Genomic DNA, 25482 nt, shown 5'->3' on the forward strand with positions numbered 1-25482 from the left:
GTGCGAACTCGGAGCCACTCGTTCGCGTGGGTGTGAGACGCGGTCAGAGCAACAGCGAGATGACCGCGAGCGCGAGGAACAGTAACACGAGCCACTTGGCGATCGACATCGTGAGTCCGGCGACGCCTGTCGCACCGAGGGCGCCCGCGACGATCGCGATCACGAGGAACAACAGTGCAAGTTCGAGCATACACTGACCGAAGCCCGCGCGTAGGAAGTGGGTTCGGCAGTCATTTGCCAGCCGTTCGAACAGTCACTCCTCCGCGATAGCTACTCGTTCAGGTGCGATCGATACCCCTTCGGCTCGAATCCCCGTCGGCAGATGACGCGTTTTCGACCGACGGTGATCGCGCTGATCTGATCGTCGTCTTCCATTCGGTCGATTACCGACTCGAGTCGGTCACTTGACCAGCCGGTCTCGTCGCGCACGGTCGATTCGTCGACGCGTCCGCCGCGTTTGACCAGCAATCGGAGTATCTTGTCTTCGTCCGGTAGCTCCTGTTCGTCGACGCCGTACTCGATCTCTTCGGCGTAGCTCAGCGTTTCGTCGCCGCGTTGGTCGTCGCTCGATTCGATCGTCGATACCGTCTCGGACTCGCTGGACGAACTCTCCTCGGACGATGCGCGTGGCCAGAGAGACAACAGACGAGCCCAGAGCGTACTGAATACCATTGTTGATCACGTTACCGGATTACTGACGACTGGAACGTCGTTAGTTGCACCTTCTGTACGATCGGTTATATTTTTGCCGCCGCTAACCGGTTCACGACGTCGATGACGGGTCCGGCGTGGAAGGGCGACCGCCTTGCAGGTCGCAAGGTAGTTATGTATAATAAACACGATCAGTCTCCGCGAACTGTATCCGGCGGTCACAGGTACTCCGGTCTCGTCGGCCGTCTTGCCGTCGGCTCGAGCGACGGCGTCGAACTGCCGACGCGTGCAGAGTCCAGCCAAAGGCCGCCGTTCCTCGGCGGTCGAGCGACCGTTTCGGACGCCGCCAGCGCGGGCCGTACCCGCCGAGCGGCCGTCCGAGACGTGGCGATTCGTTTCGACCGTCACCATAGCGATCCGTTCAACGGTCGGGTACAAATCACTCCGGGTCGCGGGAGCCATCGCCGCTGACGAGTAGCCGCCCTGGCCGAGCCCGTCCGCCGGAAACACCCCACTGCGCGGCTCCGAGGGGACGACGCGATCGACGACGTCGACGCAGCGTCCGGCTCGAGTCGTCATCCGTCTCGAGCGCCGACGATGTCCGCGTACGCGCTGGTTAGCTCTTCGAGAATTTCGTGGTGGTTCGTCGAGTGCGGTGCCGACAGCGGCGAGATGCTGATTCTCCCCTCGGCGATGGCACGTCGGTCGGTTCCGGCCGGATCCGGAATCTCCTCGGGATCCATCGTTTCCCAAACCCGATCGGTGAGGTGGATCGAGTCGCCGTTTCGTTGTGCGCCCATCTCGTAGCGCTTCGAGGGCGACGTGACCTCGATCGGTGCGGGCTCGTCGCCCGCCGGCGGAACGTTGACGTTGAGGTAGTCCGCGTGCTCGAAGACGCCCCGGTCGAGGGCGTGCTCGACGAGAAACGTGGTCACGCGCGTCGCCTCTGCGTAGTCGTCGATCCCGAGGTCGGCCTCCGAAAGCGACGTCTCGATCGGAACGTACATCGACGTCGCGATCGCGGGAACGTCGAAGAACGCGGCCTCGACGGCGGCGCTTATCGTTCCGGACCGACCCAAGACGTACTCGCCGAGATTCGCCCCCTCGTTACAGCCGGCGACGACGAGGTCCGGATCGGGGCCCAGCTCCGCCAATCCGGCGACGACGCAGTCCGCCGGCGTCCCCTCGACCGCGTAGCCGAGATCGTGTTCGACGACGTCGACCTCGTGGGAGATCGACCGGCCGCAGGCGCTCTGGTCGGTCGCCGGAGCCACCACCGTCACGTTCGCGCGTTCGGACAGCGCCTCCGAGAGCACGCGGATGCCGGTGCTGTCGATCCCGTCGTCGTTCGTCACCAGGATCTCGAGGGGGTCGCCCATACGAATCGACTCGGAGTCGGCCGCGAAAAGCCCTCCGCTTCGGGTCGCGCGGTGGTCGGGTTCAGGCGATTCGGTCGACGACCGTCTCCTCGTCGACGACCAGATTGTACGCCCCCTCGTCGTCGTTCCAGAGCGCGAGCGCCCGTTCGAACGAACACACCTCGCCGTAGTCGGCCTCGAGCAGCGACCGATTGAGCGCGGTCTCGTTCGTGAGGACGGCGTAGTGTGCGACGTCCTCGCTTCCGTCGCTCACCTTGAACAGCGGGTTCGCGCCGGCGTCGCGTCGATCGGTCGCGTCACCGCTCAGCGATCGACTGAGCTTCGCCGCGACGAGATCGATCCGGTTCGTCACGTGACGGTCCATCTCGGCCATCTTCGCCCAGTCGCTCGTCTCGAGCGAGAGGTCGATCCGGCGCGCGCCGTCGAGGCGAAGCAACGAGTAGGAAAACTGGACGTCGACGTTGACGAACTCGCCGGGCGCGTGATCGGCGTCGTCGTCCGGCGTCGCCTCCTCGAGGCGCTGCTGGACCGTCGGCACCGCGAGGTCGGGTCTGACGTCGAACGACCAGCATCGATCGGTCGGCCGGTCGTTGGGCCAGAGCCGAACCGCGGGCCCGTAGACGGTTACTCTGCCACACCGGTCGCCGGCGGATCCGGTTTCCGCACCGCCGTCGTCGGCCTCGCCGTCGCCGGTCGCAGCGTTCGCGTCGGACCGCCCGATCGCGTCGGCGTCGAAAATTCGTTCGTCCTCGAGTTCGCGTTCGACCTCCCGCAGCTGGACGCTCGTGTGTTTGTCGGCCGGGGCCATCGCGAGCATCGTTCCGTCGGGGGCGAGCGTCTCGAGCATCGAGCGGGAAACGGCGACGGGATCGTCGAGTTCGCTCAACACGTTACAGGCGAGCACGAGGTCGAACCCGTCGCCGGGAGCCGCGGGATCGAAGTCGCCGCCTCCGAGCGCCGCGGGGTCGAACGCCTCGGCGGTCGTCCGGTGGACCGTCGTGTGGACGTTTCGCCCGGTTTCCGCGAGCAGCTCCTCGAGGACGTCCGCCGCCGCGCTGGGTTCGATCGCGTGGTACTCCAGTAACGCGTCGTCCGGGAGGTACTCACAGAGGCCGATCGCGGGTCCGCCGACGCCGGCTCCGACGTCGAGGACGCGCAGGCTCCGATCGAGCAACCCCTGATGAGCGAGGTCGTCGAGGACGTACTGGATCGCCGCGTAGTAGCCCGGAAAGTGGTACACCGCGTACCCGGCCGCGACGTCCTCGTCGTACTCGACCGGGCGGCGGTCGAGGTAGCTGGCTTTGAACCGGCGGACGGTCGACCGCAGGAGGTCGCCGGTCGCGCCCTCGTGCCAGTCGACGCCGTAGCGATCGACCAGCAGCTCCTCGAGGCGCCGTTCGTACGCCCGCGGAACGCGTTCGACCGGACGGCTGCGGGCCGGAACCGGGTTTTCGTCGACTGGAACGAACGTTCCGTCGTCGCGCTCGATCAACTCGAGATCGACGGCCTCCTCGCGCAGCAACTGGCGAACGACGGCGGGGTGGGGGTCGCCCTCCACGTACGTGCAGATCTCTTCGGGATCGATCGGCCGAACGTTTCGCAGGTACTTCGCGTTCGATCGAACCCCCTCGCGCGGGTCGCTCATCGGCGCTCACCCGCGTCGGCGTCCGAATCGTTCGCCGCGTCGGTCCCGTCCAGCCCTCCCTGCCGATCCGCGCCGATCGGCTCCGATTGCCACCGCTTTGCCGCCCGGCGGTACAGTTCCTCGAGTTCGTCGGAATCGGCGGCGGCGACCTCGGTGGCCGCTCGAGCGACCGCGTCGGCCCCGTCGAACGTCCCCTGGATGTCGGCGTACACCCGGGGGGTCCCCTCGGTCAGCTGTTCGGCCAGCGTCCGCAACTGCTCGTAGATCGGCGTCTCGAATCCCTGAGGGACGGATTCCGCCACGAGCGCGAACGAGAGCACCGCGGCGTGGGTCGCCGCCTGAACGGTCTCCATCGCCTCGTCGTGTTCGCTCGCCGTCGTCTCGACGAGATCGTTCCCCCGCGAGTCGAGGTCCGCGAGCAGCCGATCGGTGACCGGACCGGATCGGTCCCGGGCGACGGCGATCGAACCCGGCGCGCGCTCGGGGGCAAACAGCGGGTGGAGGCTGACGCGTTCGAGCCCCGTCGCGTGCGCTTTCATCGCCTCGAGTGGCTCTCCCATCACGCCCGAGACGTCGACGATCGCCCGGTCGGCCCGACCGGCGTGGCTCGCGACCGCGTCCCCGACGTGAGTCATCGGCACCGCGACGCAGACGGCGTCGTACCGGTCGTCCCCCTCGAGGTCGCCGACTTCGCCGCCGACCGCCTCGGCCGCGGCGGCTGCCGCGTCCGGGTCGACGTCCGCGAACGTCACGTCGGCGTCGACGGCGCTGGCGAACCACGATCCCATCGATCCGGCGCCGACGATCAGTACGTCCATCGCCTTCAGGTATCCGCCGGCGTCGCAAAAGCGGTTCGATCGACCGTTCGACCGTCGCGGATCGATCGTCCGACGTCGAAAAAAGAATCGCGTGAGATCAGTCGTCCTCGAGCGCGTCGGCGATCCGCTTGAGCGCGCGAGTCTGATCGCGCATCTCGTCGCGAAGCTGTCGCACCTCCCGGACGAGTTCCTCGTTGCTCTCCTCGCCGCGTCCGCCCGGGCCGCCCGGGCCGCCGGGACCGCCGCCCATCATGCCGCCCATCATCTGTGCGAACGGATTGCCGCCGCCGCCCATTCCGCCGGGGCCGCCGCCACCGAACGGACTCTCCGGCGGCTCGCCACCTTCGCCCTCCTCGGCGCGTTTCTCGCGGATCTCTTCGACTCGCTCGCGGAACGATTTCTCCTCGCCCTCGTCGGCCTCGCCGTTCGTTTCGTTTTCGTCCGACATACTCTCGGATTCTCCACCTGCGCGGAAAAGAGTTGCCATGTCCGTGACTCGCGCGGTGCTCGAGGGGGCGACCGCGGGGCGAAGACGAACGACGTATTTCGCTTCGATCCCCACGTCCGGATATGGCAGGGCGCGTCCGCGCGATCTACGTTGCCGCCGACCGGGGAGAGCCGACCGAACGCGTCGAACGCGCCACCGCCGTCGCCGACCGCGGGCTCGAGGACGACCGCTACTTCGACACCGACGGAACGTTCGGCGAGCGCGAGGGATGCGACCTCACCCTCATCGAACGCGAGGCGCTCACGGCGGTCGAACGCGAACACGGGATCTCCCTCGAGCCGGGCGCCCACCGACGGAACGTCGAGACCGCGGACGTCTCGCTCGAGTCGCTGATCGGACGACGGTTTCGCGTCGGCGACGCGCGCTGTGTGGGAATCGAACGTTGTGCGCCCTGTGCGTACCTCGAACGTCACCTCGAGATCGACGACCTCCGAGAGGCGCTGGTTCGTCGGGGCGGACTCAGAGCGCGCATCCTCGAGGGAGGAACGATCGAGCCGGACGATCCGATCGTGTCGATCGACGGGAACACGGGAACGCAGCCGTCGACGCGGACGACCGCCGTCGACGAACCGACGGACTGATACGGTCCGCTGTCCCTCGTTTCCGGTGTAACCGCGAACCGTTCGCGATTGCGCCGGAAGATCGGGACGGCGATCCGGACGAATCGAGCCGAACGAGACGATCGATCGTCTCGTTCGAGAACCGAACCCCAAGGCTCAAGTCGACGACCTCGAACGCACAACCGATGAACGAACCGGGGATCCAGTCGCTGATGGATCAGGAAACGCTCGACGAGCGAGTGCGAGCCGGCGATACGCCCGAGTGGGTCGCGGCCCACTGGCGTTCGTTCCAGGAGGGGCTCCTCGGTGAGCGAAACGGATCGCCGTTTCCCTGCTTTTTCGGCGCGGAGTCCGTCGGCAAGGGCGAGCCGCTGTACACGGCGGTGCCGTCGATGAGCGACGCAAACGCGCTGTTGACGCTCCGCGATCGTATCCTCGAGTACCTCGAGGTGTACGAAGACCACGCAGAGCGCGCGTCGCTCGTCACCTTCTTCAAACCGCCCGAGCGGTCGCTTCCCGAACGCGAATATCACGACGCGCTGTGGCACGTCCTCCAGACGCTGCACCTCCACGATCCCGAACCGTGGCCGTCGGACATTCCGACCGATCCCGACGATCCGTACTGGGAGTTCTGCCTCGGCGGCGAGCCCATGTTCCCGACCTGCCGCGCGCCGTTTTACGACGACCGACGCAGCCGGTACTGCCCGATCGGTCTCGAGATCACCTTCCAGCCGCGCGCACTGTTCGAGCGGCTGAACGTCACCGCGGACACCGACACGGGTCAGCACGCCCGCGAGGTCATCCAGAACCGACTCGAGGAGTACGACGGCGTCTGCCCGCACGCCGACCTGGGCGACTGGGGCGTCGAAGGCGACCGCGAGTGGCCCCAGTACATGCTCTCGTCCGACGACGAGCAAGCGCCGTCGGAGTGTCCGATAACCGTCACTCGCGAACACCCGAAGCCGGCCGCGAGGGTACCGTGACCGACGATCACGAAACCGCGACGCCCCGCGATTCCGGGGGAGTCCGGACCGACGATTCCGACGGGAGCTCCGATGGCGGGACGACGACCCCCCTCGAGGACGCCGCTTTCCTCTCGATCGACTTCCAGCAGGGGTTCGACGAGCCGTCGTGGGGAAGCCGAAACAACCCCGACGCCGAAGCGAACGCGCGCCGTCTCCTCGAGCGCTGGCGCGAACGCGAGCGACCGATCGCGCACGTCCGACACGACTCGACGGAGCCGGAGTCGCCGTTGCGCGGGGACGTGCCGGGCTTTGCGTTCAAACCCGAGACGGCACCGCTTGCGGACGAACCGACGTTCGTCAAGTCGGTCAACGGCGCGTTCGTCGACACGGACCTCGAGGCGTGGCTCCGCGAACGCGGCCACGACGCGCTCGTCGTCGCGGGGCTGACGACGGACCACTGCGTCTCGACGACCGTTCGGATGGCCGAAAACCGCGGGTTCGACGTGACCGTCGTCGCCGACGCGTGCGCGACGTTCGATCGAACGTTCGACGGGGAGCGTTTCGACGCCGAGATCGTCCACCGGACCGCGCTGGCTCACCTCGAGGGCGAATTCGCGTCGATCGCGACGACGGACGCGGTACTCGAGGAGTTCTGAGTCCGGATCGTCGAGACCGGGAAAAAGCGGGAGTGGTGGTCGGTTGGCCGGTGAAAGCGAGCGAACCGGTGGACGAGGACCCCCAAGACGGAACACCCTCGGCGTGGGACGAGACGGTATGGACGACGACTCCACTGACCGAACGGCGATCGTACGCGAAGGGCGGTATCGAATCGTCGAGGGGTCGACGGAGGCCGAGTTCCGGCTCCTCGTCGACGACGCGGCGGACGACGCGAGCGACGGCGACGGATCGGATCGCGGCGTTCCGATCGAGGACACCGAGATCGACGACCTCTACGCCGTCGTCTCGCGCTTTCGAAGCACGTACACCGACTCGGACGACGACTCGAGCGGGGTCGAACTCGAGTGTCACGAGTGCGGCAAGCGATGGACGTACACCGGCTCGGACGAACAGGCGAGTTGTCCGAACTGCGAGACGACGGTACCGGTCGAAGGGATCGGCCCCTGACGATCGGCGTCACCCGAACGAACCGAGCGACGACTGGAGATCACGGCTCGTCTCGCCCGCTTCGAGTTCGTAGCCGACCAGGTCGCGCATGTCGACCGCGTAGGCCGTTCCGGCGTTCTCGAGTACGAGCAGTCGCCCCCGTACGCCGAGGACCGTCCCCGTCGCGACGGTCTCGCGGACCGGCCGCCGCTCGAGGTCGAGCCCGTAGTCGAACGAGAACCGATCGATCACGTCGAACTCGGAGAGAAGCGCCTCCCAGGCGTCGTCGTCGACGGTCGCCGCCAGCGAGTCGACCTTCGCGTCGGTCCTGACGCGATCGACGAGCCGTTCGGCGATCTCGGCTTCGATCTCGCGGGCGATCCGACCGTTCGAGACCGTGTGGACGTGAGCCGCCCGGTCGGCACCCTGCTCGCGCAGGCGGGTCTCGAGACGCCAGGAGCGAGTGACGCCGACTTTGAACGTGTCTGGGGCGAACGCCGCGAGGTAGACCGCGTGCTCTTCGTAACAGTCCATCTCGTCTTTCAGGCAGGTGCCCGTACAGCGCGCACAGACCCACGTGCTCGCGTGATAGTCGCAGTGGGGTGCCGAGGGGCGATCGCAGGCGACGTGCTCGCCGTCGTCGACGGTGCCGGCACACCGACGCGTTCCGAGGACGTACGCGAGCCGGTCGCCGGCCTCGAGCGGCCGGCGCTCGATCGTCCCGCCGTCGCCCACGACGAGGGCGGGTCCGCGTCCGCTCGGTTCGTAGCCGACCAGTTGCACGCCCCGAGGTTGGGCGGGACCGCCAATATACTGTTCGTCTCGCCGGGAGGTGAACCAAGGCATATGTGCGCCGCCGGCGATACCGAACGTATGGCACTCGAGGGGACGCTCGAAACGACGGTCTCGAAGGACGCGACCGGTCAGCCATCGGTCGAGTTCGCGTTCGGAGTCAGAAACGTCGGCTCCGAGGCGGTCGACCTCCAGTTCGCGGACGCGGCCAGAGCCGAGTTCGTCGTCCAGGACGAGGGTCGGGAGGTCTGGCGGTTCACCGACGGCCGCGCGTTCGCGCAGGTGCTCGGCTCCGACCGTCTCGCGCCCGACGAGGAGACGACCTACGAGGAACGCTGGGACGATCCGCAGCCGGGCGAGTACACCGTCGTCGCCGAGTTGCTCGCGCGGGAGACGGCCTGCGAGGCGCGCACGGAGCTTTCGGTGCCGGCCGACGGCTGAGGTCGGCGTTCGCGGCCCTTCGGTCACCCAAACGAAGGTGGCGGCGGTGGGCTTCCCGTCAGCGAAGTCCCTATACCCTCCCCATCCCAACGACGAGTCATGCAAGCGCTGGTCATCGCGGCACACGGATCGCACCTGAATCCGGACGCCTCGGATCCGACCTACGCCCACGCGGACGCCGTCCGCGAGGCGGGCGCGTTCGACGAGGTTCGGGAGGCCTTCTGGAAGGAGGAACCGCACTTTCGCGAGGTCGTCCGCACCCTCGAGTCCGAGGAGGTGTTCGTCGTTCCGCTGTTCATCAGCGAGGGCTACTTCACCGAACAGGTGATCCCGCGCGAACTCCGCCTCGAGGAGTGGGACCCCGAGCGCTGGGACTCCGACGGAACGGACGCCTCGCAGGCGACGCTCGAAGCGACCGACGTCGAGAAGACGGTTCACTACTGCGGGCCGGTCGGCACCCACGACGCGATGACCGACGTGATCGTCAGTCGCGCCGAGAGCGTGACGGACGACCCCGACGTCGGGGAGGGCGTCGGCCTCGCGGTCGTCGGCCACGGCACCGAGCGCAACGAAAACTCCGCGAAGGCGATCGAGTACCACGCCGATCGGATCCGCGGACGCGACCGCTTCGAGGAGGTGAAAGCGCTGTTCATGGACGAAGAGCCCGAAGTCGACGACGTCACCGACTACTTCGAGAGCGACGACGTCGTCGTCGTGCCGTTGTTCGTCGCCGACGGCTACCACACCCAGGAAGACATTCCGGAAGATATGGGACTCACCGACGACTTCCGGGAAGGCTGGGAAATCCCGGCAATCGTCGACGGCGTCCGGCTCTGGTACGCCGGCGCCGTCGGCACCGAGGAGTTGATGGCCGACGTTATTCTCGAGCGTGCGGCCGACGCCGGAGCCGACGTCGGCGACTCGATCGAAACCGGCCGCGAAGCGGCGGAGTCGGCCGGCGACGACGGAACGGACCCGAACGCTGGCGCAGGCGCGGGTGACTGACCGTGTCCGATCCCGCGAATCGGGTCGAGCCCCTGCTCGAGTCCGCACGCGACGGCGGCGTCCGTTTCGACGGCTTCCGGCTCGAGCGAACCGACGGCGCGTACGTCCTCGAAACGTCCGAGACGGATCGGATCGAGTTCGACGAGGCGACCGCCGACGACGCGCTCTCGACGGTCGCCGAGTACGTCTCGAACTGGTGGTACTGGCAGCGGGTCGTCGAGGGAGACGGAACCGCCCGACGGGCGTTCCTCCGGTGGTGCGAACGAGCACCACCGATCGAAGCCGAAGCGAACGGCGAGATTGCGGACGCCGACGGGATCGACGGCTCGAGGGAGGCAGACGAGAGATCACTGCCGGTTCCGGACCGCTACGAAGCGCTTCGCGACGGCGTCGACCGCGAGTGGGGGCAACTTCGCATCACGACCCGGTTCGTCGACGTGGACGAGCCCGACGGTGAGCGGGTCTACGACCTCTGGCACGCGGACGACGCGGGGACGGACCTCGCGGAACTCGACGTCTACGACGATCCCCGCGAGGCCCGTGAGATCGCGACCTACGACGACGACGGCCGGTACCGCCCGCTGAACACCGCGCCGACGCTGCCCTCCGGGTGGGCGTTCACCGGCTGCTCGGGCGAGGAGCTCGTCGAGGCGGTGGAGTTCTTCTACCCGGCGACGGTCGCGAACTGGCACCGCGAGCGGCTGGAAACGCTCGACGTCGACCACTGGCTCGAGACCGCCGAGCGTCAGACGGGTATCTACGACGTGATCGACGAACTCCCCCGGGAGGCCGTCGACTGGATGGCCGAAGCCTGCTGCGTCGACTCCCAGTGTCTCCGGCGTCGCGAGTGGGAGTACGAGGCCGACGACGAACTCGCGATCGACGGCGGCGACGGGCAGTTCCCTTGCCGCGAGCCGTGTTCGCTCGTGATCGCGGCCGCCCGCAAGTGGACGATCCTCGAGTCGGAGGACGAACGGACGTACGAACTCGAGCTGACGACGAGCGAGTTCAACCAGTTGGCCGAGCTGATCGACGCGGTCGCGGAAGGTCGCACCGACGAGATCCGGGAAGCGGACGTCTACGACGGCGCGAACCGCTACCGCGCACGGTACCTCCGGGCGAAGCGGTTCGACGACGGCTCGCTCGAGGCACGAACGCGCGGCGAGCAGTAAGACTGAGACGGCGCGCAGCCGGGAAACCGACGGGTGACGGGAAAACGGGGTCGGTATTACTGGAGCAAGAGCCACAGCGCGACGACGAGTCCGCCGGCGACGATGGCGAGACCGACCATCGTGATCGGTCCGCCGACGGTCGCCGCGGTCGCCGTCGCGATGGCCAGCGCCAGCGCGGCGAGGACGACGACGGCGACGGTCGACGTCTCGAGGTCGAGTCGCGGTCCCAGTCGATCGACGAGCGGCGATTGCGGTTTCGGGGACGGTTCGTCGCCGTCGGACGCCGCGTGCGGTCTGTTCGGTTTCGAGAGCGATTCGTCGACGTCGACGCTCGGGGGACCGGGCGTGATCGTGAGGTCGATCGCGATCGACTCCGCCCCGTAGCCCGTGACGACCTCGAGTTCGCCCGTCTGCGGTTCGTCGATCCGGTCGGCGTCGACGGCGATCGGAACCCCGATCACCTCGTCGGGTTCGACGTAGTAGTTTGGGCCGTCGATCCTGGCGACGCCGTCGAGATCACCGTCGAGTCGACAGTGAACGTGGGCGGGCCGTTCGTGACCGCGCAGGACGACCGCCGCGTCGCGATGCGTCTCGAGCGACTCGACGGAGGCCTCGAGCGTGTTCGCGCTCCCGCGGTTGACGTGGACGGTGATCTCTGCGTGGCGCACGGTCGATCTGGGCGTTCAGGCCGGCGCTTTCTCGCGCATGTCCGGTGGGAGCAGGTTCGGGATCCCGTCCTCGATCGGGTACCGTTCGCCGCACTCGCTGCAGACGAGCGTTCCGGAGACGACCTCTTCGCCCTCGTCGTCGTACTCGGCGTCTTCGAGTTCCAGTTCGTGTTTGTCCAGCGGACACCGGAGGATCTCCAGCAACGACTCCTTCATACTACGTACGGTGATCGCATTCAGCAAAAGGTTTCGGGAACGTCGCGAAATCGAATTCGTTCCGGCCGACCTCCCGGCGACCGGACCCGAGACGGTCCGAGGACACCGCTGAATCGACGCGGGATGCGTGATGAGCAAGCGCAAAACCTCGCCCTTCACAGTAGACACCGAACCTAATTCACGACGCTGGTGGTGAGGTTGTCTACTGTTCAGGGCGGGGAGGATGTCAATCGTAGGGGTTCTCGACGACGACGGTTTCCCCGCGACCGGGACCGACGCCGACGGCGTAAATCGGCGCATCGAGTTCCGTGGAGACGTACTCGAGATACGCGCGCGCGTTTTCGGGGATGGCGTCGTACCCTTCCGCGGCGACGGTTTCCCAGTCGACGTCCGGCCAGCCGTCGAACGTCCGGTAGATCGCCTCACAACGGCCCCACTTCTCGGTGGTCGCCGGCATCGTCAGCCGAGTCTCGCCGTCGTACTCGTAGGCGTGACCGACTTTTACCTCGTCCAGACCGGCGAGAACGTCGACGTGGTTGATCGCGAGGCCGGTGAAGCCGTTCGCGCGGGCGGCGTGACGGAGCATCGGCATGTCGAGCCAGCCGACGCGTCGTGGTCGGCCGGTGACGGTGCCGTACTCGCCGCCCTCGTCGCGGATGTACGTCGCGAGTTCCTCTTCGTCGGCGCTGCCGTCGGAATCGTAGCCCGGGGTCTGGCCCTCGACGCCGCCGAGTTCGGTCGGGAGCGGCCCCGTTCCCACGCGCGAAAGGTACCCTTTGACGATGCCGATGACCTCACCGCGCCCGACGACGGTCGGACCGAGACCCGTTCCGACGCTCGCCCCGCCCGCGGTCGGGTTCGAGGAGGTCACGTACGGATAGATACCGTGATCGATATCGATCGACGTTCCCTGGGCGCCCTCGAGCATGACGTTCTCGCCGGCGTCGATGCGCTCTTGCAGGAAGGTGCCGCAATCGACGGTCATCCCCTCGTCGGCGAGTCGCTCGCCGTACTCCCGGTAGGTCTCGTAGAGGTGATCGACGTCGAACGCCTCGGCGACGTTCACACCGAAGACGTCTTCGGCGAGCGCTCTCTTCTGGGGGACGACGTACTCGAGTCGCTCGCGGAGCACGTCCGGCTCGAGCAGGTCGCCGACGCGGACGCCGCGTCGACCCGCCTTGTCCTCGTAGGTCGGGCCGATTCCGCGACCGGTCGTGCCGGCGGCGAGGTCTTCTTTCTCGTCTTCTTCGATGCCGTCGAGCGCCCGGTGATAGGGCAGGATGACGTGTGCGCGTTCTGCGACGCGGACGTCGGGCTCGAGCCCGCGCTGTCGCAGCGTGTCGATCTCGTCGAACAGCGTCTCGGGGTTGACGACGCAGCCGTTACCGAGGACGCCGATCTTGCCCCGGACGGCTCCCGACGGGACGAGCGACAGTTTGTACTCGGTCCCGTCGTGGACGACGGTGTGTCCAGCGTTGTCGCCGCCCTGATAGCGAGCCACGACGTCGGCGGCGTCGCCGTAGAGATCGACGACGCCACCCTTGCCTTCGTCGCCGAGTTGCGACCCGACGATTGTGACGGTCATAACAGCGGCGGATTCTTGCCCGGCCGATAAACCGATTACGGTCTGGCCGGGTCGGCGACGAACGGTTGTGCACGTACGTGCAGTCACGACCGACAACGGTCGCACCGGTTTCGTCGGGTGATTCGACCCGTTCCGCCGCAAGCGGAAACGTTAACTACTGGCAAGACCGAGAGCCAAGTTAGGCGCAGTCCTTTCAATCGTGGAGAGTAACTTTTAAAGTCCCCAAAGACAAGTTAACAAATGCCATGATAGACCGGCTTGAGAAGGAAGTCGATATGCTGGAACGACATCTCCAGGTCCTGAAGATGGTTATCGAGAACGAACCGATCGGGATCGTGAAAATGTCGAACGAAACCGGATACCCTCATCACAAAGTTCGCTACTCGCTTCGCGTCCTCGAAGAGGAGAACCTCATCGAGCCCTCCAGCCAGGGTGCGATCAAGACCGAACGAACCGCGGAGTTCGTCGACGAGCTCGACGGGAAGATCGACGACATCATCGACAAGCTCGAGGGGATGAAGATCGAAGACGTAGCCGAAATAGAAAGCTAATTTCGTTTTACCTTCGACCGACGCACGACCGTTTCTGAACGACCGGCCGTTTCTGGCGTCGTTCGGCGTCGAGAAGCGCTCGAGAAGCGGTTCTTCGTCGACTTAGAGCTCCGGGGCGTTCATGTGAAAGCCCTCGGAGCGGGATTCGACGAGACAGAGGTGATACCCCTGTTTGCGAGAGAGGTTGACGTAGCTTCGCTTCGAGCCTCGACTGAGAAAGCCGCTGCTGGTCGCCTGCTCGGTCACTTCCAGCGCGCCGGGATCGAAGTAACTCGAGGTGACGACCATCGCGGCCGCGAGGTCCGGATAGTTCGCCTTGACCGCGGAGGCGGCCGCCTCCATCTCCTCGAGCATCTCGCGCGTCGCCGGCTCGCGCGAATCGTTCAGATTCACGACGATCAGCGGATTCCCCATCTTGTCGTAGGCGACGACGTCGAACGTGAGTTGATCGGGAACGTTCTCCGTGTCGTCGTCCTCGAGCGAGATCGACGCGTGGAGTTCGGCGCGGTCGATGCGCGGCAACGCGTCGTAAAGATCACCCAGTCCGTCCGCGTGACCGGTGTCGCGGATCTCGAACAGCAACACTTCCGTGAGCCAGTCGACGAACTGATACTCCATCGTCGAGGAGAGAAACTCCGCGTACGATCGACCGCCGACCGCCACGTCGCCGGCGTCGAACTCGGTGTGGTGTTCGATCTGCAGGTTCGACGCGAGATCGGCGCGATCTGTGTCCCCGGCGTGGGCCATCTCGAGCGTCGCGTGGCTCTTCGAACCGTAGCGAACGAACAGGTTCGTCCCCGACAGCGCCTGCTCGGCCGGTAACTGCGTGGACGCGTTCGACCCGGCGGTTCGATCTCCCCGTGCCCGCGTCCGCTCGAGTTCGTTTTCGAGTTCCTCGATGCGCGACTGTAGCCGCTCGACCGTCGCCGAGAGCTCGTCGTTTTCGGAACGGAGGTGGTCGCGCTCGGTCGCCAGTTCTTCGGTTTTCGTCTCGAGTTCCCGGCGACGGCTCTCGAGTTCCTCGATTCGCGACTGCAGCCGTTCGATCCGTTCGTCCGACTCGCCACGACTCTCCGAGGCGGTGACGCCGCCCGATCCGGAGAACGTGCGGCCGGAGCTCGTCGATTCGCTCGATTGGGACGGTCCGTTCGCACGCGACTCCCCGCCCGACCGTCCCGACGCCGCGGTCGACTCCCCAGCGCGCCGATCGGTGTCGTCGCGCTGTCGGGCCCTCGGCGATTTCGTGGCCGATCCGGCGACGGTGGCCGTCGAATCACTCGTCTGGGTGTTGTCGGGATCGATCGACGGGATGCTTCGCGTCGATCGCCACTGCGCCTCCTCTTCGAAGCGCTCCTCGAGCGAGTCGTCGTCCGCCTCTGCGGACGGCTCGCGTTCGTCGTCGGCCGGCGATCGATCGATCGAGCCCGGTTTCTCGTCGGGGGGCGTCCGGGAGCGATCGCCGGGTTGCGGTCGGCGTTCGGTTTCCGGCTCGGCGTCGGATTGGCCCGCCTCCGTCTCGGCGCCCACTTCGTCTTCGGTCCAGGAAATGTCGCTTCGATCGAGTTCCTCGGCCGCGGCCTCGACTTCGTCGGGATCGAGTCCCGACCGATCGTCCGACGCCGACTCCGAGTCGTACTCGACCTCGGTGGCGGCTGGCTCGTCCGTCGAGTGGGCCGGTTCGCCGGAAACGTCGACCGCGTCCCGTTCGTCGGAGACGTCCACCCCGTTCGTCCCGGAGTCGTCGACCGAATCCGCCTTCGAGTCGTCGTCGGTCGTCGTCTCGTCGGCCGTGATTCCGCGTTGGGCGTCGGGGTCGGCTGCGATCGACGGATCGTCCGTCGTAATTCCGTCGAGCTCGTCGTCCGGCGCACCGCTTGCGTCGACGCCGGCGACGTCGAGGTCGTCGAGAGACGAGGTTGGATCGGCGTCGACGTCGGCGTCCGTCTCGACCGAGAGCGACTCGAGTTCCGAATCCGCCCCGGGAATCGACGCCCCGGAACCGTCGCCGGGTTCCGTCCCGGATTCGGAACGCGAATCCGATCCGTCCGGCACGTCCGTCACGTCGACGTCGACGTCGATCACCTCGTAGATGCCGACCTCGTCGTTTGCGCGTTCGAACGCCTCGTCGCCGGTGACCAGCCGTTCTGCGTTGCCGATGAAGGCCGCGGCCATCCGTCGGCCGCCGTAGTAGACGGCGTAGTAATCCCCGCTGAGGACGTTCTCGCTCAGCTCGACGTAGCCGGTGAACGAGCCGTCCTGGAGCGTCTCGTCGACCTCCTCGAGCGGCGTCTCGTTAGTGTAGTACCTGGCGCGGGAGTCGCCCCCGCGTTCTTCCATGCAGCAAAGCAGTGGAAGGGACGGATGCGGTGCCTGGTAGATGGTTCCGGAGGCGGCCTCGAAGCTCTCGAGGTCGCCGTCGAACACGCCGACGATGCGTCCGTTGAGCATGAACAGCCACGCACCGGCTGCGGAGACGGCGCCCGAAAAACCACGATCGGCGAGATCAGATAAGCCATCGTATCCGCCACTGAACGGGCGAGAATCCCATTGCTCGACGCGCTTTTTCGTGCGCGAGTGCATAGTTTAACAAGCGGGAAACAGAACAAATACGTTTCGCCTAGATCTTCGACTCGGCGTCCTCGGCGAGTTCTTTCATACGTTTGCCAATTCGGCCCGCGCTCGAGAACTCGTCCTCGCTCATGGCCTTCGCCAGCGCGTTTCCGAGGACGAAGACGGCGTGTTTGTGCTCGCTCTTGGATTTGTGAACGTGCGACGGATCGACGTCGAGTTCGTGGTAGGGGTCGAACAGGCCCTCGTCGACCTCTTCGCGCTCCGAGAAGTACTCCATGATGATGACGAGTTCTTCGTGGAGCTCGAGAAGTTCGTCCTTGTGCATGGTCGCGTCTACGAACGGTCCCGGCTTAAGGGTTGTGTGCACACCGGTCGCAAAACCGTTCCTGACGACGTATACGGCACGGGAAACGGTTTCGGGTCGGTTCGACGGAGCGAGCAGCGTCGGCCGTGACGGGGCGACGATCGAGAGACTACGCGTCGACGGTCGACGGCTCGGCCGTTCGCTGGTTCGCAGGGAACCAGGCGAGTTCGTGATCAGCCGTAACGCGGACGGCGACGCGCTCGTCTAGGTTGATTCGATCGGAGTGGTTGTGCATGCACTCGATCGTCTCGCCCGAGTCCAGTTCGACCCGGTAGAGGACGGTCGGACCGAGATAGCGCCGGTAGACGACCCGGCCGTTGGCCTCGGATTCGTCGGCCGGATAGGCGGTCACGTCGTCCGGCCGAACGAGCAGATCGATGTCGGAGCCGTCGTACTCGTGGGCGAGGCCGTTGACGTCGTCTCGCAGAACGCGTCCGAGGGACGTATCGACGTGGTCGCCGCGGACCGCACCCGAGAGGAAGCTGGCGTGACCGAGAAAGCCGGCGACGAACCGGGATTTTGGGTCCTGAAAGACCCGTTCCGGCGTCCCGACCTGCTCGACGTCGCCGTCGTTCATGACCGCGACCCGATCGGAGATCGATAGCGCCTCCTCCTGATCGTGTGTAACCGAAATCGCGGTGACGCCCGCCTCCTTGATGATTCGGCGCACCTCTTCGCGCATTTCGACCCGGAGGTCGACGTCGAGACTCGAGAAGGGTTCGTCGAGCAACAGCATCTCCGGCTCGGGTGCGAGCGAGCGAGCGAGTGCGATGCGTTGTTGCTGGCCGCCCGAGAGCTCTTCGGGATAGTGGTCGTCGTGGCTCTCGAGGCCGACGAGTTCGAGCAGTTCCTGGACGCGGGCGTCGCGTTCGGCGTCGTTCCAACCGCTGAGCCCAAAGGCGACGTTTTCGCGGGCGGTGAGGTGGGGAAACAGGGCGAACTCCTGAAAGACGACGCCGACGCCGCGCTCTTCGGGTGGGACGAACTGATCGTCGTCGGCGACGGGAACGTCTTCCAGCCGAATTCGGCCGACGTCGGGTTGCTCGAGGCCGGCGATCAACCGAAGGGTGGTCGTCTTTCCACAACCGGACGGGCCGAGTAACGTGAGAATTTCGCCGTCGCGGACCGAAAGCGACAGACCCGAGATGACGTCCTCGGTTCCGTACCGCTTGACGACCCCGTCGAGTTCGAGAACGACGTCGTCGGTCGGTGACGCTGTGTCTCGAGTCGGTGCTTCGGCCGTCGTCGTAAGCAGTCGTCCGTTCCCCATTGTCGACCCTCCGGCGTCCGCCGGCGTACATTTGATTTAGGCGTGCCTAAAATACTTATAGCTGCCGGTCTCTTCCCCGTCGGTGGGAATTCAGAGTTCGACGCCGCTCGGGATCAGGCTGTGCTGGCGGAGCAGGCTCCCTTCGTCGTCGTAGACCAGAAACGTCCGCTTGTCGTAGCTGACGAAGTGCTCGCCTTCGAGGGTGAGTTCGACCTCGTACCGACCCTCGTCATCCGTCGCGTCCTCCCCGTAGCCGCGGGCCGCCCGGATGAACTTCAGCACGTCGTCAGCGTCCTCGTTGAGTTCGAGGATGAACTCTCCGGTGACGCGGTTCGTGACGCTGACGACGCCCGCGGCGTCGGCGGCGAGGGGTTCCTGCAATCGGAGGGCGACATCCGTCTCGCCCGCCTCGAGAACGTCGCCGTCGGGTCCGGTAAGGCGCTCGCGAAGCAGCGTCGATGGGCCGGTGAAGTCGATCGATACCGATGGTTTCCTCGGTTCGTCGTCGGTTTCGACCCAGTCGATATTGCGGACGTCTAACGTGAAATGCTCGCGCCTCATTCCGTACGCATCGGTTAGCACTCCCGCCGTATGAACGTAACGCACGATCTGTAACGCGGCCGATAGCTCTCCGGAGCGGACCGCGGATGGATCGGTCGCCGGCACGCACCTCGCCGCGGTTCGTTTCGGTCCGAACGGCCATCCGATTTAAGACGGATCCGGTTCGATATCGTGAAGAACTGCCGTGGTGCTCGAGGAGATTGATGGATAACGAAAGCGGCAAGCGAGCGAGCGGCGACGTCGGACGCGACGCGAAGGGTTCGAGAGCGCCGGATGCCGCCAGTCGGGCGGTCCCGTCCGACGAACACGACCGGACGGCGGTGGGACGGTCGTCGACGCTCGAGGCGGCCCTTCGGACGGTTCGCCGAGTGAGCGAGGCGATCCGTGGCTCGGAGATCGACGTCCCCGAGTACGATCCCGCGAGCCACGGACCGCTCGTCGACTTCGACGGCGTCGACGGGCTCGAGGAGGTCGACCGCTACTGGGTAAACGCGCCGTTTTCGTTCGTCTGGATCGGGCGCGATCCGACCACGAACCACCACCGCTACCACGTCGTCGAGCCGACGCTCGACGGGGACGAACGGGTGCTGTTCGACGCGCTGTACGACGACGTTCGCGATCCGCTACTGTATCGCGAACGCGACGGGGACGACGTCGAAACGCTGCTCAGAGAGACCGTGCGCGAGTATCTCGAGCGTTACGGTGCCGAGATCGATCCGTCGACGTTCTACCGGATATTTTATCGCTTGCACCGCGACTTTCGCGGATACGGCCGGCTCGACCCCATCATGCACGATCACCACGTCGAGGACGTCTCCTGTGACGGCTACGATCTCCCGCTTTTCGTCTACCACGACGAGTACACCGACGTCGAGACCAACGTCTCGTTCGAGCGAACGGCGCTCGACCGGTTCGTCGTTCGCCTCGCCCAGCACTCCGGCCGGCACATTTCCATCGGCGATCCGATGGTCGAAACGACGCTCCCCGACGGCTCTCGAGCCGAACTCGCGCTCGGTGAAGAGGTCACGCCACGAGGATCCGCGTTCACCATCCGAAAGTACGCCGACGAGCCGTTCACGCCGATCGATCTCGTCGAGTACGGGACGTTCAGCGTCGAACAGATGGCGTACCTCTGGCTCGCGATCGAACACAACAAGAGCCTCCTGTTCGCCGGCGGAACGGCGTCCGGCAAGACGACCAGCATGAACGCCGTCTCGATGTTCATCCCGCCGCGTTCGAAGGTGCTCACGATCGAGGACACCCGCGAACTGCAGCTCCACCACGACAACTGGCTCTCGTCGGTCACGCGCGATCGCATCCACGAGGGAACGCACGTGACGATGTACGACCTGTTGCGGTCGGCCCTTCGCCACCGACCCGAGTACATCGTCGTCGGCGAGGTTCGCGGCGAGGAGGCGATCACGCTCTTTCAGGCGATGAACACCGGCCACACCACGTACTCGACGATGCACGCCGACTCGGTCCAGACCGTGATCAACCGCCTGGAGAACGAGCCGATCAACGTCCCCCGACCGATGGTACAGAGCCTCGACGTGCTGTCGATCCAGCAGCTCACCCGACTCGAGGACGGACGCGTCCGCCGAAACAAGGTCCTCGCCGAGATCGAAGGTATCGACCAGCGAACCGGCGAACTCGACTACTCGCCGGCGTTTACGTGGGACGGCGAAACGGACACCGTCCAGTCGAAGGGGAGCCAGCTCCTCGAAGAGATTCGGGAAGAGCGAGGCTGGAGTCGTACCGAACTGCTCACCGAACTCGAGAACCGGGAGCGCTTCCTCGAGTACCTCCGTCGAAACGAGATTACCGACTACCGCCGCTTTACCGCGCTGATCAACGAGTACTACGCCGACAAAGCGCGCGTGCTCGAGGACGTCGACGCCGATGCAGTCGACGATTCCCTCGACTCCGACGCGGGGACGAACGGGGAGGGCGCGCGCCCCGTCGTCGACGCCGGTAGCCGGCGCGACGACCGATCCGACGAACGCGACGTGCGAGGCGACGAACGGTCGGACGGCGAGATGGGGCCGGATGAACGGTCGATCGACGAGATACGGCTGGACGAACGGCCGGACGAACGCGGTCCCAAGCGGGACCCGACCGACGGAGACGGCGGGGACGCCCCTCCGAACCACGACGGACCCGGGGACGATCCCGACGGACCGCTGGAGGGCGAGTTCGGGTGATCCCGGTGGCGTGGGCGAACGTCGTACCGCTCGCGGTCGCGGTCGGGCTGTGCGTGCCGATCGTCCTCGCTCGCCACCACGCCGGCCTGGATCGTTCGCTGACCCGAATCGCGGTGACGCTGTTCGGCCGGTACGTCGACGAGTTCGAGGCGGAGCACCCGGACCGAAAGGCCGCGCTTCGGGCCGCCCACTTTCCGACGACCTACCGCGAGTACGGTTCGAAGACGATCCTCTACGCCGCGTTTCTCGCGGTCGTCGGATCGATCGTCGGCATCTACGCCATCTGGGCCGTCCTGCTCGTGCTGGCGATCGATCCCGAGACGCTGCGCGAGGCGCTGCCGAGCGGCCTCGAGTTCCTCGCGAGGCTCGGTGGCGTACCGACGCTCTCGCCGAGTGAGCTGTTCGTCCTGTTTCTGGGCGCGTGTCTCACCGTCGGCGCGATCGCCGGCAGCGGCGCGTACTGGCTCCGGTGGTGGTACCCCGGATACGTCGCGGACGCACGCGCCAGACGAATCGAGCGCGCGCTCCCGGAGACTGTTTCGTTCGTCTACGCCCTCTCGCGGAGCGGGATGGAGTTTCCCGAGGTGATGCGGATCGTCGCGGAGAACGAGGACACCTACGGCGAGGCGGCCGCCGAGTTCGGCGTCGCCGTCCGACACGTGGACACCTTCGGCACCGACGTCGTCACCGCCCTCCAGCTTGCGGGGCGGCGCTCGCCGAGTCCGAAGTTCAGCGAGTTCGCCGAGAACCTCGTCAGCGTCCTCCAGAGCGGACACAGCCTGTCGTCGTTTCTCGAGCGCCAGTACCACGACTACCAGGAGGAAGCCGAGTCCCGCCAGGCACAGACGCTCGAGCTGCTCCGGACGCTCGCGGAAGCCTACGTGACGGTGCTCGTGGCCGGGCCACTCTTTCTGATCACGGTCCTCGTCGTGATCGGCATCGCCGTCAGCGACACGGTCGACCCGCTGCGAGCGCTCGTCTACGCCATCCTGCCGCTCGGAAACCTCGCGTTCATCGTCTACCTGAGCGTCGTCACCGACTCGATCGTCCCCGGCGAGCCCTCCGCGAACGTCGACGCCGAGTCCGTCGACGCACGCGGCCGTTCGAGGGTCTCACAATCCGACGGCGGCGTACCGGGGGAATCGGCGGCGGCTGGACGATCGACCCGCACGGCTGCGAACGCAGAACGCGTCCGGCACTATCGTCGGCTGCAGCGGGTTCGCGACCGGTTCGCGAATCCGAAGGAGGCGCTGCTGGAGCGACCGATCCGGTCGGTCGCCGTCACCGGACCGATCGCACTCGGTGCGGTGCTCTGGCGGCTGCCGGAGGCGTTCGCGGACGGACGGTTCGATGCGACGGCGATCGACGACATCGTCGCGCTCGGGCTGTTCGGTATGCTGGCGGGGTTCGCCGTCTGTTACGAGCTCCGGCGGCGGCGGATCGACGCCGTCGAAGCCGCGATTCCCGACCTGCTCGATCGACTCGCGAGCGTCAACGAGGCCGGTATGTCGGTCGTCTCCGCGGTCGAACACGTCCGCGAGTCGGAGCTCGGGCCCCTCGGCGACGAACTGGATCGCGTCTGGAACGACGTCCGGTGGGGGGCGGACCTCGAGACCGCGTGGCGGCGATTCGAAACGCGCGTTCGAACCCGCTCGATCTCGCGGGTCGTCACCCTGCTCACCGAGGCGATGAACGCGAGCGGGAACCTCGCGACGGTGCTCCGAATCGCGGGCCGACAGGCAGCGGCGGACCGGCGGCTCAAACGCGAGCGCGCCCAGGCGATGGTGGAGTACACGGTCGTCGTCTACGTCTCGTTTTTCGTCTTCCTGTTCATCGTCGCGGTGCTGGCCGCGTACCTGCTGCCGAATCTCCCGACCGAGGGCGTCGACACGGGCGGAGTCGCCGACGCGGATGCGACCGGTATCGGCGACCTCTCGGGCGACGCCGCCGGCACGTACGGCACGCTGTTCTATCACGCGGCGCTCGTCCAGGGGTTGCTCTCGGGGCTGATCGCGGGTCAGCTGAGCACCGGCGACCTCCGCGCCGGCGCGAAACACGCCGCCGTCATGCTGGCGCTCGCGGTCGTCCTGTTCGCGCTGCTCGGTTGAGGCCGGTCGAACGCTTTTTACAGCTCCCGGGACCACCTCCGACGATGGTCGAACCGGAGGACCGAGACGACCGACCGCGGCGCAGCGACGTCCGCGACACGTACGACCGGATCGCAACGCACTTCGCCTCCACCCGGGCGTACGCCTGGCCGGAAGTCGAGTCGTTCGTGACGGCACGGGCGGGCGAGCACGACTCGAGTTCCGGCGGGGACGCCGCGGATTTCGGAGCCGACGAGCCGACGGCGAGCGTCGGCCTCGACGTCGGCTGTGGCAACTGCCGTCACGCCGAGTTGCTCGCGACGACCACCGACCTCGAGACCGTCGTCGGGCTCGACGTCAGCGCCGGCCTGCTCGAGACGGCCCGGGAGCGGGCCCGCGAGAAGGGGTTTTCCGTGGGTCTCGTGCAAGGGGACGCCTCGACGCTCCCGCTCGCCGACGACGTCGTCTCGCTCGCGGTCTACGTCGCGACGCTTCACCACCTGCCCACCCGCGAAACCCGTCGCGCCAGCCTCGACGAACTCGCGCGGGTGCTCGCATCCGACGGCCGAGGGCTCGTCAGCGCCTGGTCGACCGCCCACGACGCCTTCGACGAGACCGAGGGGTTCGACACCACGGTCGACTGGACGCTGCCCGGCGGCGAGACCGTCGATCGCTTCTACCACATCTACGCACCGGAGGAGTTCGAGGCCGACCTCGCCGCGAGCGACCTCGAGCTCCTCGAGTGGGAGCTCTCGAGCGGAAACTGTTACGCGACGGTCGCGGGCTCGCGGCCCCGTTCAGCGGATCGCAGCTGAGCGTTCGCGATCCGAATCGGCGACGTCCGCACCGCTTCGGGCAGGTGCCCGAAGGACCGCGAATCGGCGGGCACTCGGCGATGTCATCGAGCAGCCATAATAAAAGAATAGATGGTCCGAAAATTATGTATGTGAGAGATAACGGCCACAATCAGCGCGTAGCCGCCGCCACGGCGGATTTCTTCCGGGTGGAAAACACCTCTGAAAAACAACTTTTAACCTCATTGCGTATAGTTAGCAGCGTGTATGTCACGAGCACTCAAGGTTTCGGGTTTCCTGGGACTGGCCGTCATGATGGGCGTCGGAATGTATCAGAACTTCCTCAACGCGACGGGCGCAGGCGTTCCAGCCTGGATGATCGGAGGGCACGCGCACCTGGGTGTACTGTCGATTCTCGCGATCGTCCTCGGGTTCGCGATCCCGGCGATGAAGGTAACGGGGACGCTCGAGCAGGTGGTCACCTGGACGTTCATCCTCGGACAGTGGGGACTACCGCTCGTTCCGTGGCTGGCGGTCGGCGGCGGAGTCGCGGTTCTTCACCCGACCGCGTTCCTGTGGGGCGGGCTGTTGATGATCTCGATGCTCATTATGACCTGGCAGGCAGCGACCCAGCCGGAGGCCGCGGTGGGCGGCGGCGGTGACGTGGACCCGACGCCCGCCGACGACTGACCGGAAATGAGAAGAGTCTTAACTCGGCCGCACCGAAAACCACCTGCCGAGCGCGGATGGTCTAGTGGTAGGACCTGAGCCTTCCAAGCTCATGGCCCGGGTTCAAATCCCGGTCCGCGCATTCCTGCGGCGAACAAATCCGTGAGCCGCAGGAATCGTACGAGGGATTTGAATTACGGAAGTCGCACGCTCGCGAGCGAAGCGAGCGAGATCGTCTTCCGGTGGTTCAAATCTCGGTCCGCGGGGCTTCTCAGCCCTTCTTCCTTGGTTTTCCGGGTTTCCAGCAATGGCCCAACCATGCCATTTCAAGCTCGCAACGTGGGTACTCAAACAGTATCGCTCCGCCGTCGTGCGATTAGAAAACGCTCTTGTATAGCACACTGTTGATGGACCCCCTCTTGCGATTTTGAGCTGATGATTATGAACTGATAGGGATCAGCAGAGATACTCATAGATCCTCGGTGAGTGCAGCGTTGGGAGTTTACTCGTGAGATACGCTTTCAGTTCTGAGAGTGTTCGATAGAGTTTGTTGGCACGTCCCTCGTTCACTTGACGCCAGCACTGTTCGAGTGGGTTCATTTCCGGTGCGTACGAGGGGAGGTATTCAAGAAGCAGGCCAGCTTTCGCGGCCTGCTTCTTGAGATGCTTCGCTATGAAATACGGTGCGTTGTCCAAGACAATCACCAGCTCCTTGCCGAACTCTTCTTGGAGAGCATGCAGAAAGTGTGCGGCAACCTTTCCAGTAAACGGCCCCTCAACGAATGAAATGAAGCGGTCACCGTCGTCGGTGACCGCGCCCAGCAGATTGATCGAAGCCCGACCGCCCGAGACCGGCAGTCTCGGGCGGGAGTTCACCGGAAACCAGCCGCGCTTTTGGTTGG

The 25482-nt window shown here is 66.0% G+C and carries 27 protein-coding genes and 1 tRNA gene; 13 read left to right on the forward strand and 15 right to left on the reverse strand.

The window, feature by feature from the left end:
* Positions 1 to 43 precede the first annotated feature (43 nt).
* The 6 genes from EA472_RS13540 to EA472_RS13565 all read right to left on the reverse strand — a co-directional run bounded on the left by EA472_RS13540 (position 44) and on the right by EA472_RS13565 (position 4980).
* Complete coding sequence (locus EA472_RS13540; protein WP_124192049.1) at positions 44 to 190, reverse strand: DUF1328 domain-containing protein; 147 nt, start codon at positions 188 to 190, stop codon at positions 44 to 46.
* An 80-nt stretch (positions 191 to 270) separates the two neighbouring features.
* Complete coding sequence (locus EA472_RS13545; protein ID WP_124192050.1) at positions 271 to 672, reverse strand: helix-turn-helix transcriptional regulator; 402 nt, start codon at positions 670 to 672, stop codon at positions 271 to 273.
* A 554-nt stretch (positions 673 to 1226) separates the two neighbouring features.
* Complete coding sequence (gene surE, locus EA472_RS13550) at positions 1227 to 2030, reverse strand: 5'/3'-nucleotidase SurE (RefSeq protein ID WP_124192051.1); 804 nt, start codon at positions 2028 to 2030, stop codon at positions 1227 to 1229.
* A 61-nt stretch (positions 2031 to 2091) separates the two neighbouring features.
* Positions 2092 to 3675 (reverse strand): small ribosomal subunit Rsm22 family protein, encoded by a 1584-nt coding sequence (locus tag EA472_RS13555; RefSeq protein WP_124192052.1) that lies wholly within the window; start codon positions 3673 to 3675, stop codon positions 2092 to 2094.
* On the reverse strand, positions 3672 to 4493 hold the full coding sequence (locus EA472_RS13560) for a prephenate dehydrogenase/arogenate dehydrogenase family protein (RefSeq protein ID WP_124192053.1): 822 nt from the start codon (positions 4491 to 4493) through the stop codon (positions 3672 to 3674). Before EA472_RS13560 ends, EA472_RS13555 begins: the two co-directional genes overlap by 4 nt.
* Before the next feature lie 97 nt (positions 4494 to 4590).
* A complete protein-coding gene (locus EA472_RS13565; RefSeq protein WP_207891162.1) occupies positions 4591 to 4980 on the reverse strand; it encodes a hypothetical protein in 390 nt (129 codons plus the stop codon).
* 83 nt (positions 4981 to 5063) lie between these two features.
* Here EA472_RS13565 and EA472_RS13570 point away from each other — a divergent pair, with 83 nt between their 5' ends.
* The 4 genes from EA472_RS13570 (at position 5064) to EA472_RS13585 (ending at position 7651) form a co-directional block, all read left to right on the forward strand.
* A complete protein-coding gene (locus EA472_RS13570) occupies positions 5064 to 5582 on the forward strand; it encodes an MOSC domain-containing protein (RefSeq protein ID WP_124192055.1) in 519 nt (172 codons plus the stop codon).
* Positions 5583 to 5746: 164 nt separating this feature from the next.
* Entirely contained in the window at positions 5747 to 6544 is a 798-nt protein-coding gene (locus EA472_RS13575; RefSeq protein WP_124192056.1) for a YqcI/YcgG family protein, read from the forward strand.
* Positions 6541 to 7182: a cysteine hydrolase family protein gene (locus EA472_RS13580; RefSeq protein ID WP_394341346.1), complete on the forward strand. Its 642-nt coding sequence runs from the start codon at positions 6541 to 6543 to the stop codon at positions 7180 to 7182. Before EA472_RS13575 ends, EA472_RS13580 begins: the two co-directional genes overlap by 4 nt.
* 118 nt (positions 7183 to 7300) lie before the next feature.
* Complete coding sequence (locus EA472_RS13585; protein WP_124192058.1) at positions 7301 to 7651, forward strand: hypothetical protein; 351 nt, start codon at positions 7301 to 7303, stop codon at positions 7649 to 7651.
* 9 nt (positions 7652 to 7660) lie between these two features.
* On the opposite strand, the gene EA472_RS13590 is transcribed toward EA472_RS13585, so the two are convergent.
* Positions 7661 to 8413, reverse strand: a complete 753-nt coding sequence (locus EA472_RS13590) for a DUF2797 domain-containing protein (RefSeq protein ID WP_124192059.1) — start codon at positions 8411 to 8413, stop codon at positions 7661 to 7663.
* Between the two features lie 90 nt (positions 8414 to 8503).
* Here EA472_RS13590 and EA472_RS13595 point away from each other — a divergent pair, with 90 nt between their 5' ends.
* The 3 genes from EA472_RS13595 (at position 8504) to EA472_RS13605 (ending at position 11040) form a co-directional block, all read left to right on the forward strand.
* Positions 8504 to 8863 carry a BsuPI-related putative proteinase inhibitor gene (locus EA472_RS13595; protein ID WP_124192060.1) on the forward strand — a complete coding sequence of 120 codons (360 nt, stop codon included), beginning with the start codon at positions 8504 to 8506 and terminating at the stop codon, positions 8861 to 8863.
* 99 nt (positions 8864 to 8962) lie between these two features.
* Complete coding sequence (locus EA472_RS13600) at positions 8963 to 9868, forward strand: CbiX/SirB N-terminal domain-containing protein (protein WP_124192061.1); 906 nt, start codon at positions 8963 to 8965, stop codon at positions 9866 to 9868.
* A 2-nt stretch (positions 9869 to 9870) separates the two neighbouring features.
* Positions 9871 to 11040: a DR2241 family protein gene (locus EA472_RS13605; RefSeq protein WP_394341347.1), complete on the forward strand. Its 1170-nt coding sequence runs from the start codon at positions 9871 to 9873 to the stop codon at positions 11038 to 11040.
* Positions 11041 to 11096: 56 nt separating this feature from the next.
* Here the strand turns inward: EA472_RS13605 and EA472_RS13610 are convergent, their stop codons facing one another.
* The 3 genes from EA472_RS13610 to EA472_RS13620 form a co-directional block, all read right to left on the reverse strand.
* Positions 11097 to 11708, reverse strand: a complete 612-nt coding sequence (locus tag EA472_RS13610; RefSeq protein WP_124192063.1) for a DUF7524 family protein — start codon at positions 11706 to 11708, stop codon at positions 11097 to 11099.
* Between the two features lie 15 nt (positions 11709 to 11723).
* Positions 11724 to 11924: a methytransferase partner Trm112 gene (locus EA472_RS13615; RefSeq protein WP_124192064.1), complete on the reverse strand. Its 201-nt coding sequence runs from the start codon at positions 11922 to 11924 to the stop codon at positions 11724 to 11726.
* A gap of 226 nt (positions 11925 to 12150) precedes the next feature.
* On the reverse strand, positions 12151 to 13509 hold the full coding sequence (locus EA472_RS13620) for an adenylosuccinate synthase (protein WP_124192065.1): 1359 nt from the start codon (positions 13507 to 13509) through the stop codon (positions 12151 to 12153).
* 245 nt (positions 13510 to 13754) lie between these two features.
* Between EA472_RS13620 and EA472_RS13625 the strand changes: the two genes are divergently transcribed.
* A complete protein-coding gene (locus EA472_RS13625) occupies positions 13755 to 14060 on the forward strand; it encodes a hypothetical protein (protein WP_124192066.1) in 306 nt (101 codons plus the stop codon).
* Positions 14061 to 14162: 102 nt separating this feature from the next.
* Here EA472_RS13625 and EA472_RS13630 read toward each other — a convergent pair whose 3' ends face one another.
* From EA472_RS13630 to EA472_RS13645, 4 genes are all read right to left on the reverse strand, one after another.
* Positions 14163 to 16640, reverse strand: coding sequence for a DUF7527 domain-containing protein (locus EA472_RS13630; protein ID WP_124192067.1), 2478 nt, complete (start codon positions 16638 to 16640; stop codon positions 14163 to 14165).
* A 37-nt stretch (positions 16641 to 16677) separates the two neighbouring features.
* A complete protein-coding gene (locus EA472_RS13635) occupies positions 16678 to 16956 on the reverse strand; it encodes a UPF0058 family protein (RefSeq protein WP_124192068.1) in 279 nt (92 codons plus the stop codon).
* Positions 16957 to 17104: 148 nt separating this feature from the next.
* The gene (locus EA472_RS13640) at positions 17105 to 18265 is read right to left on the reverse strand and encodes an ABC transporter ATP-binding protein (protein WP_124192069.1); all 1161 of its coding nucleotides are present in this window, start codon (positions 18263 to 18265) and stop codon (positions 17105 to 17107) included.
* 90 nt (positions 18266 to 18355) lie between these two features.
* Positions 18356 to 18826, reverse strand: coding sequence for a DUF5793 family protein (locus EA472_RS13645; RefSeq protein ID WP_124192070.1), 471 nt, complete (start codon positions 18824 to 18826; stop codon positions 18356 to 18358).
* A gap of 203 nt (positions 18827 to 19029) precedes the next feature.
* Between EA472_RS13645 and EA472_RS13650 the strand changes: the two genes are divergently transcribed.
* From EA472_RS13650 to EA472_RS13670, 5 genes are all read left to right on the forward strand, one after another.
* Positions 19030 to 21030 carry a type II/IV secretion system ATPase subunit gene (locus EA472_RS13650; protein ID WP_124192071.1) on the forward strand — a complete coding sequence of 667 codons (2001 nt, stop codon included), beginning with the start codon at positions 19030 to 19032 and terminating at the stop codon, positions 21028 to 21030.
* A gap of 5 nt (positions 21031 to 21035) precedes the next feature.
* The gene (locus EA472_RS13655; protein ID WP_207891163.1) at positions 21036 to 23138 is read left to right on the forward strand and encodes a type II secretion system F family protein; all 2103 of its coding nucleotides are present in this window, start codon (positions 21036 to 21038) and stop codon (positions 23136 to 23138) included.
* 44 nt (positions 23139 to 23182) lie between these two features.
* Positions 23183 to 23932 carry a class I SAM-dependent methyltransferase gene (locus EA472_RS13660; protein ID WP_124192073.1) on the forward strand — a complete coding sequence of 250 codons (750 nt, stop codon included), beginning with the start codon at positions 23183 to 23185 and terminating at the stop codon, positions 23930 to 23932.
* 246 nt (positions 23933 to 24178) lie between these two features.
* Entirely contained in the window at positions 24179 to 24601 is a 423-nt protein-coding gene (locus EA472_RS13665) for a hypothetical protein (protein WP_243637844.1), read from the forward strand.
* A 50-nt stretch (positions 24602 to 24651) separates the two neighbouring features.
* Positions 24652 to 24722: transfer RNA gene (locus EA472_RS13670), tRNA-Gly, on the forward strand.
* Positions 24723 to 25036: 314 nt separating this feature from the next.
* Here the strand turns inward: EA472_RS13670 and EA472_RS13675 are convergent.
* The coding region (locus tag EA472_RS13675) for an IS630 family transposase (protein ID WP_124192074.1) at positions 25037 to 25482 on the reverse strand (446 nt) is incomplete at its 5' end.

It is taken from the genome of Natrarchaeobius oligotrophus (assembly GCF_003841465.1).
Lineage (GTDB): Archaea > Halobacteriota > Halobacteria > Halobacteriales > Natrialbaceae > Natrarchaeobius > Natrarchaeobius oligotrophus.

Excerpts from the sequence above, each read along its gene's own strand:
- EA472_RS13585 (WP_124192058.1), top strand. The coding sequence starts at position 7,301 with ATGGACGACGACTCCACTGACCGAACGGCGATCGTACGCGAAGGGCGG.
- EA472_RS13650 (WP_124192071.1), top strand. The coding sequence starts at position 19,030 with ATGGATAACGAAAGCGGCAAGCGAGCGAGCGGCGACGTCGGACGCGAC.
- EA472_RS13630 (WP_124192067.1), bottom strand. The coding sequence starts at position 16,640 with ATGCACTCGCGCACGAAAAAGCGCGTCGAGCAATGGGATTCTCGCCCG.
- EA472_RS13555 (WP_124192052.1), bottom strand. The coding sequence starts at position 3,675 with ATGAGCGACCCGCGCGAGGGGGTTCGATCGAACGCGAAGTACCTGCGA.
- EA472_RS13640 (WP_124192069.1), bottom strand. The coding sequence starts at position 18,265 with ATGGGGAACGGACGACTGCTTACGACGACGGCCGAAGCACCGACTCGA.
- EA472_RS13665 (WP_243637844.1), top strand. The coding sequence starts at position 24,179 with ATGTCACGAGCACTCAAGGTTTCGGGTTTCCTGGGACTGGCCGTCATG.
- EA472_RS13545 (WP_124192050.1), bottom strand. The coding sequence starts at position 672 with ATGGTATTCAGTACGCTCTGGGCTCGTCTGTTGTCTCTCTGGCCACGC.
- EA472_RS13635 (WP_124192068.1), bottom strand. The coding sequence starts at position 16,956 with ATGCACAAGGACGAACTTCTCGAGCTCCACGAAGAACTCGTCATCATC.
- EA472_RS13595 (WP_124192060.1), top strand. The coding sequence starts at position 8,504 with ATGGCACTCGAGGGGACGCTCGAAACGACGGTCTCGAAGGACGCGACC.
- EA472_RS13560 (WP_124192053.1), bottom strand. The coding sequence starts at position 4,493 with ATGGACGTACTGATCGTCGGCGCCGGATCGATGGGATCGTGGTTCGCC.
- surE (WP_124192051.1), bottom strand. The coding sequence starts at position 2,030 with ATGGGCGACCCCCTCGAGATCCTGGTGACGAACGACGACGGGATCGAC.
- EA472_RS13625 (WP_124192066.1), top strand. The coding sequence starts at position 13,755 with ATGATAGACCGGCTTGAGAAGGAAGTCGATATGCTGGAACGACATCTC.
- EA472_RS13620 (WP_124192065.1), bottom strand. The coding sequence starts at position 13,509 with ATGACCGTCACAATCGTCGGGTCGCAACTCGGCGACGAAGGCAAGGGT.
- EA472_RS13570 (WP_124192055.1), top strand. The coding sequence starts at position 5,064 with ATGGCAGGGCGCGTCCGCGCGATCTACGTTGCCGCCGACCGGGGAGAG.
- EA472_RS13660 (WP_124192073.1), top strand. The coding sequence starts at position 23,183 with ATGGTCGAACCGGAGGACCGAGACGACCGACCGCGGCGCAGCGACGTC.
- EA472_RS13645 (WP_124192070.1), bottom strand. The coding sequence starts at position 18,826 with ATGAGGCGCGAGCATTTCACGTTAGACGTCCGCAATATCGACTGGGTC.
- EA472_RS13565 (WP_207891162.1), bottom strand. The coding sequence starts at position 4,980 with ATGGCAACTCTTTTCCGCGCAGGTGGAGAATCCGAGAGTATGTCGGAC.
- EA472_RS13575 (WP_124192056.1), top strand. The coding sequence starts at position 5,747 with ATGAACGAACCGGGGATCCAGTCGCTGATGGATCAGGAAACGCTCGAC.
- EA472_RS13600 (WP_124192061.1), top strand. The coding sequence starts at position 8,963 with ATGCAAGCGCTGGTCATCGCGGCACACGGATCGCACCTGAATCCGGAC.
- EA472_RS13615 (WP_124192064.1), bottom strand. The coding sequence starts at position 11,924 with ATGAAGGAGTCGTTGCTGGAGATCCTCCGGTGTCCGCTGGACAAACAC.
- EA472_RS13540 (WP_124192049.1), bottom strand. The coding sequence starts at position 190 with ATGCTCGAACTTGCACTGTTGTTCCTCGTGATCGCGATCGTCGCGGGC.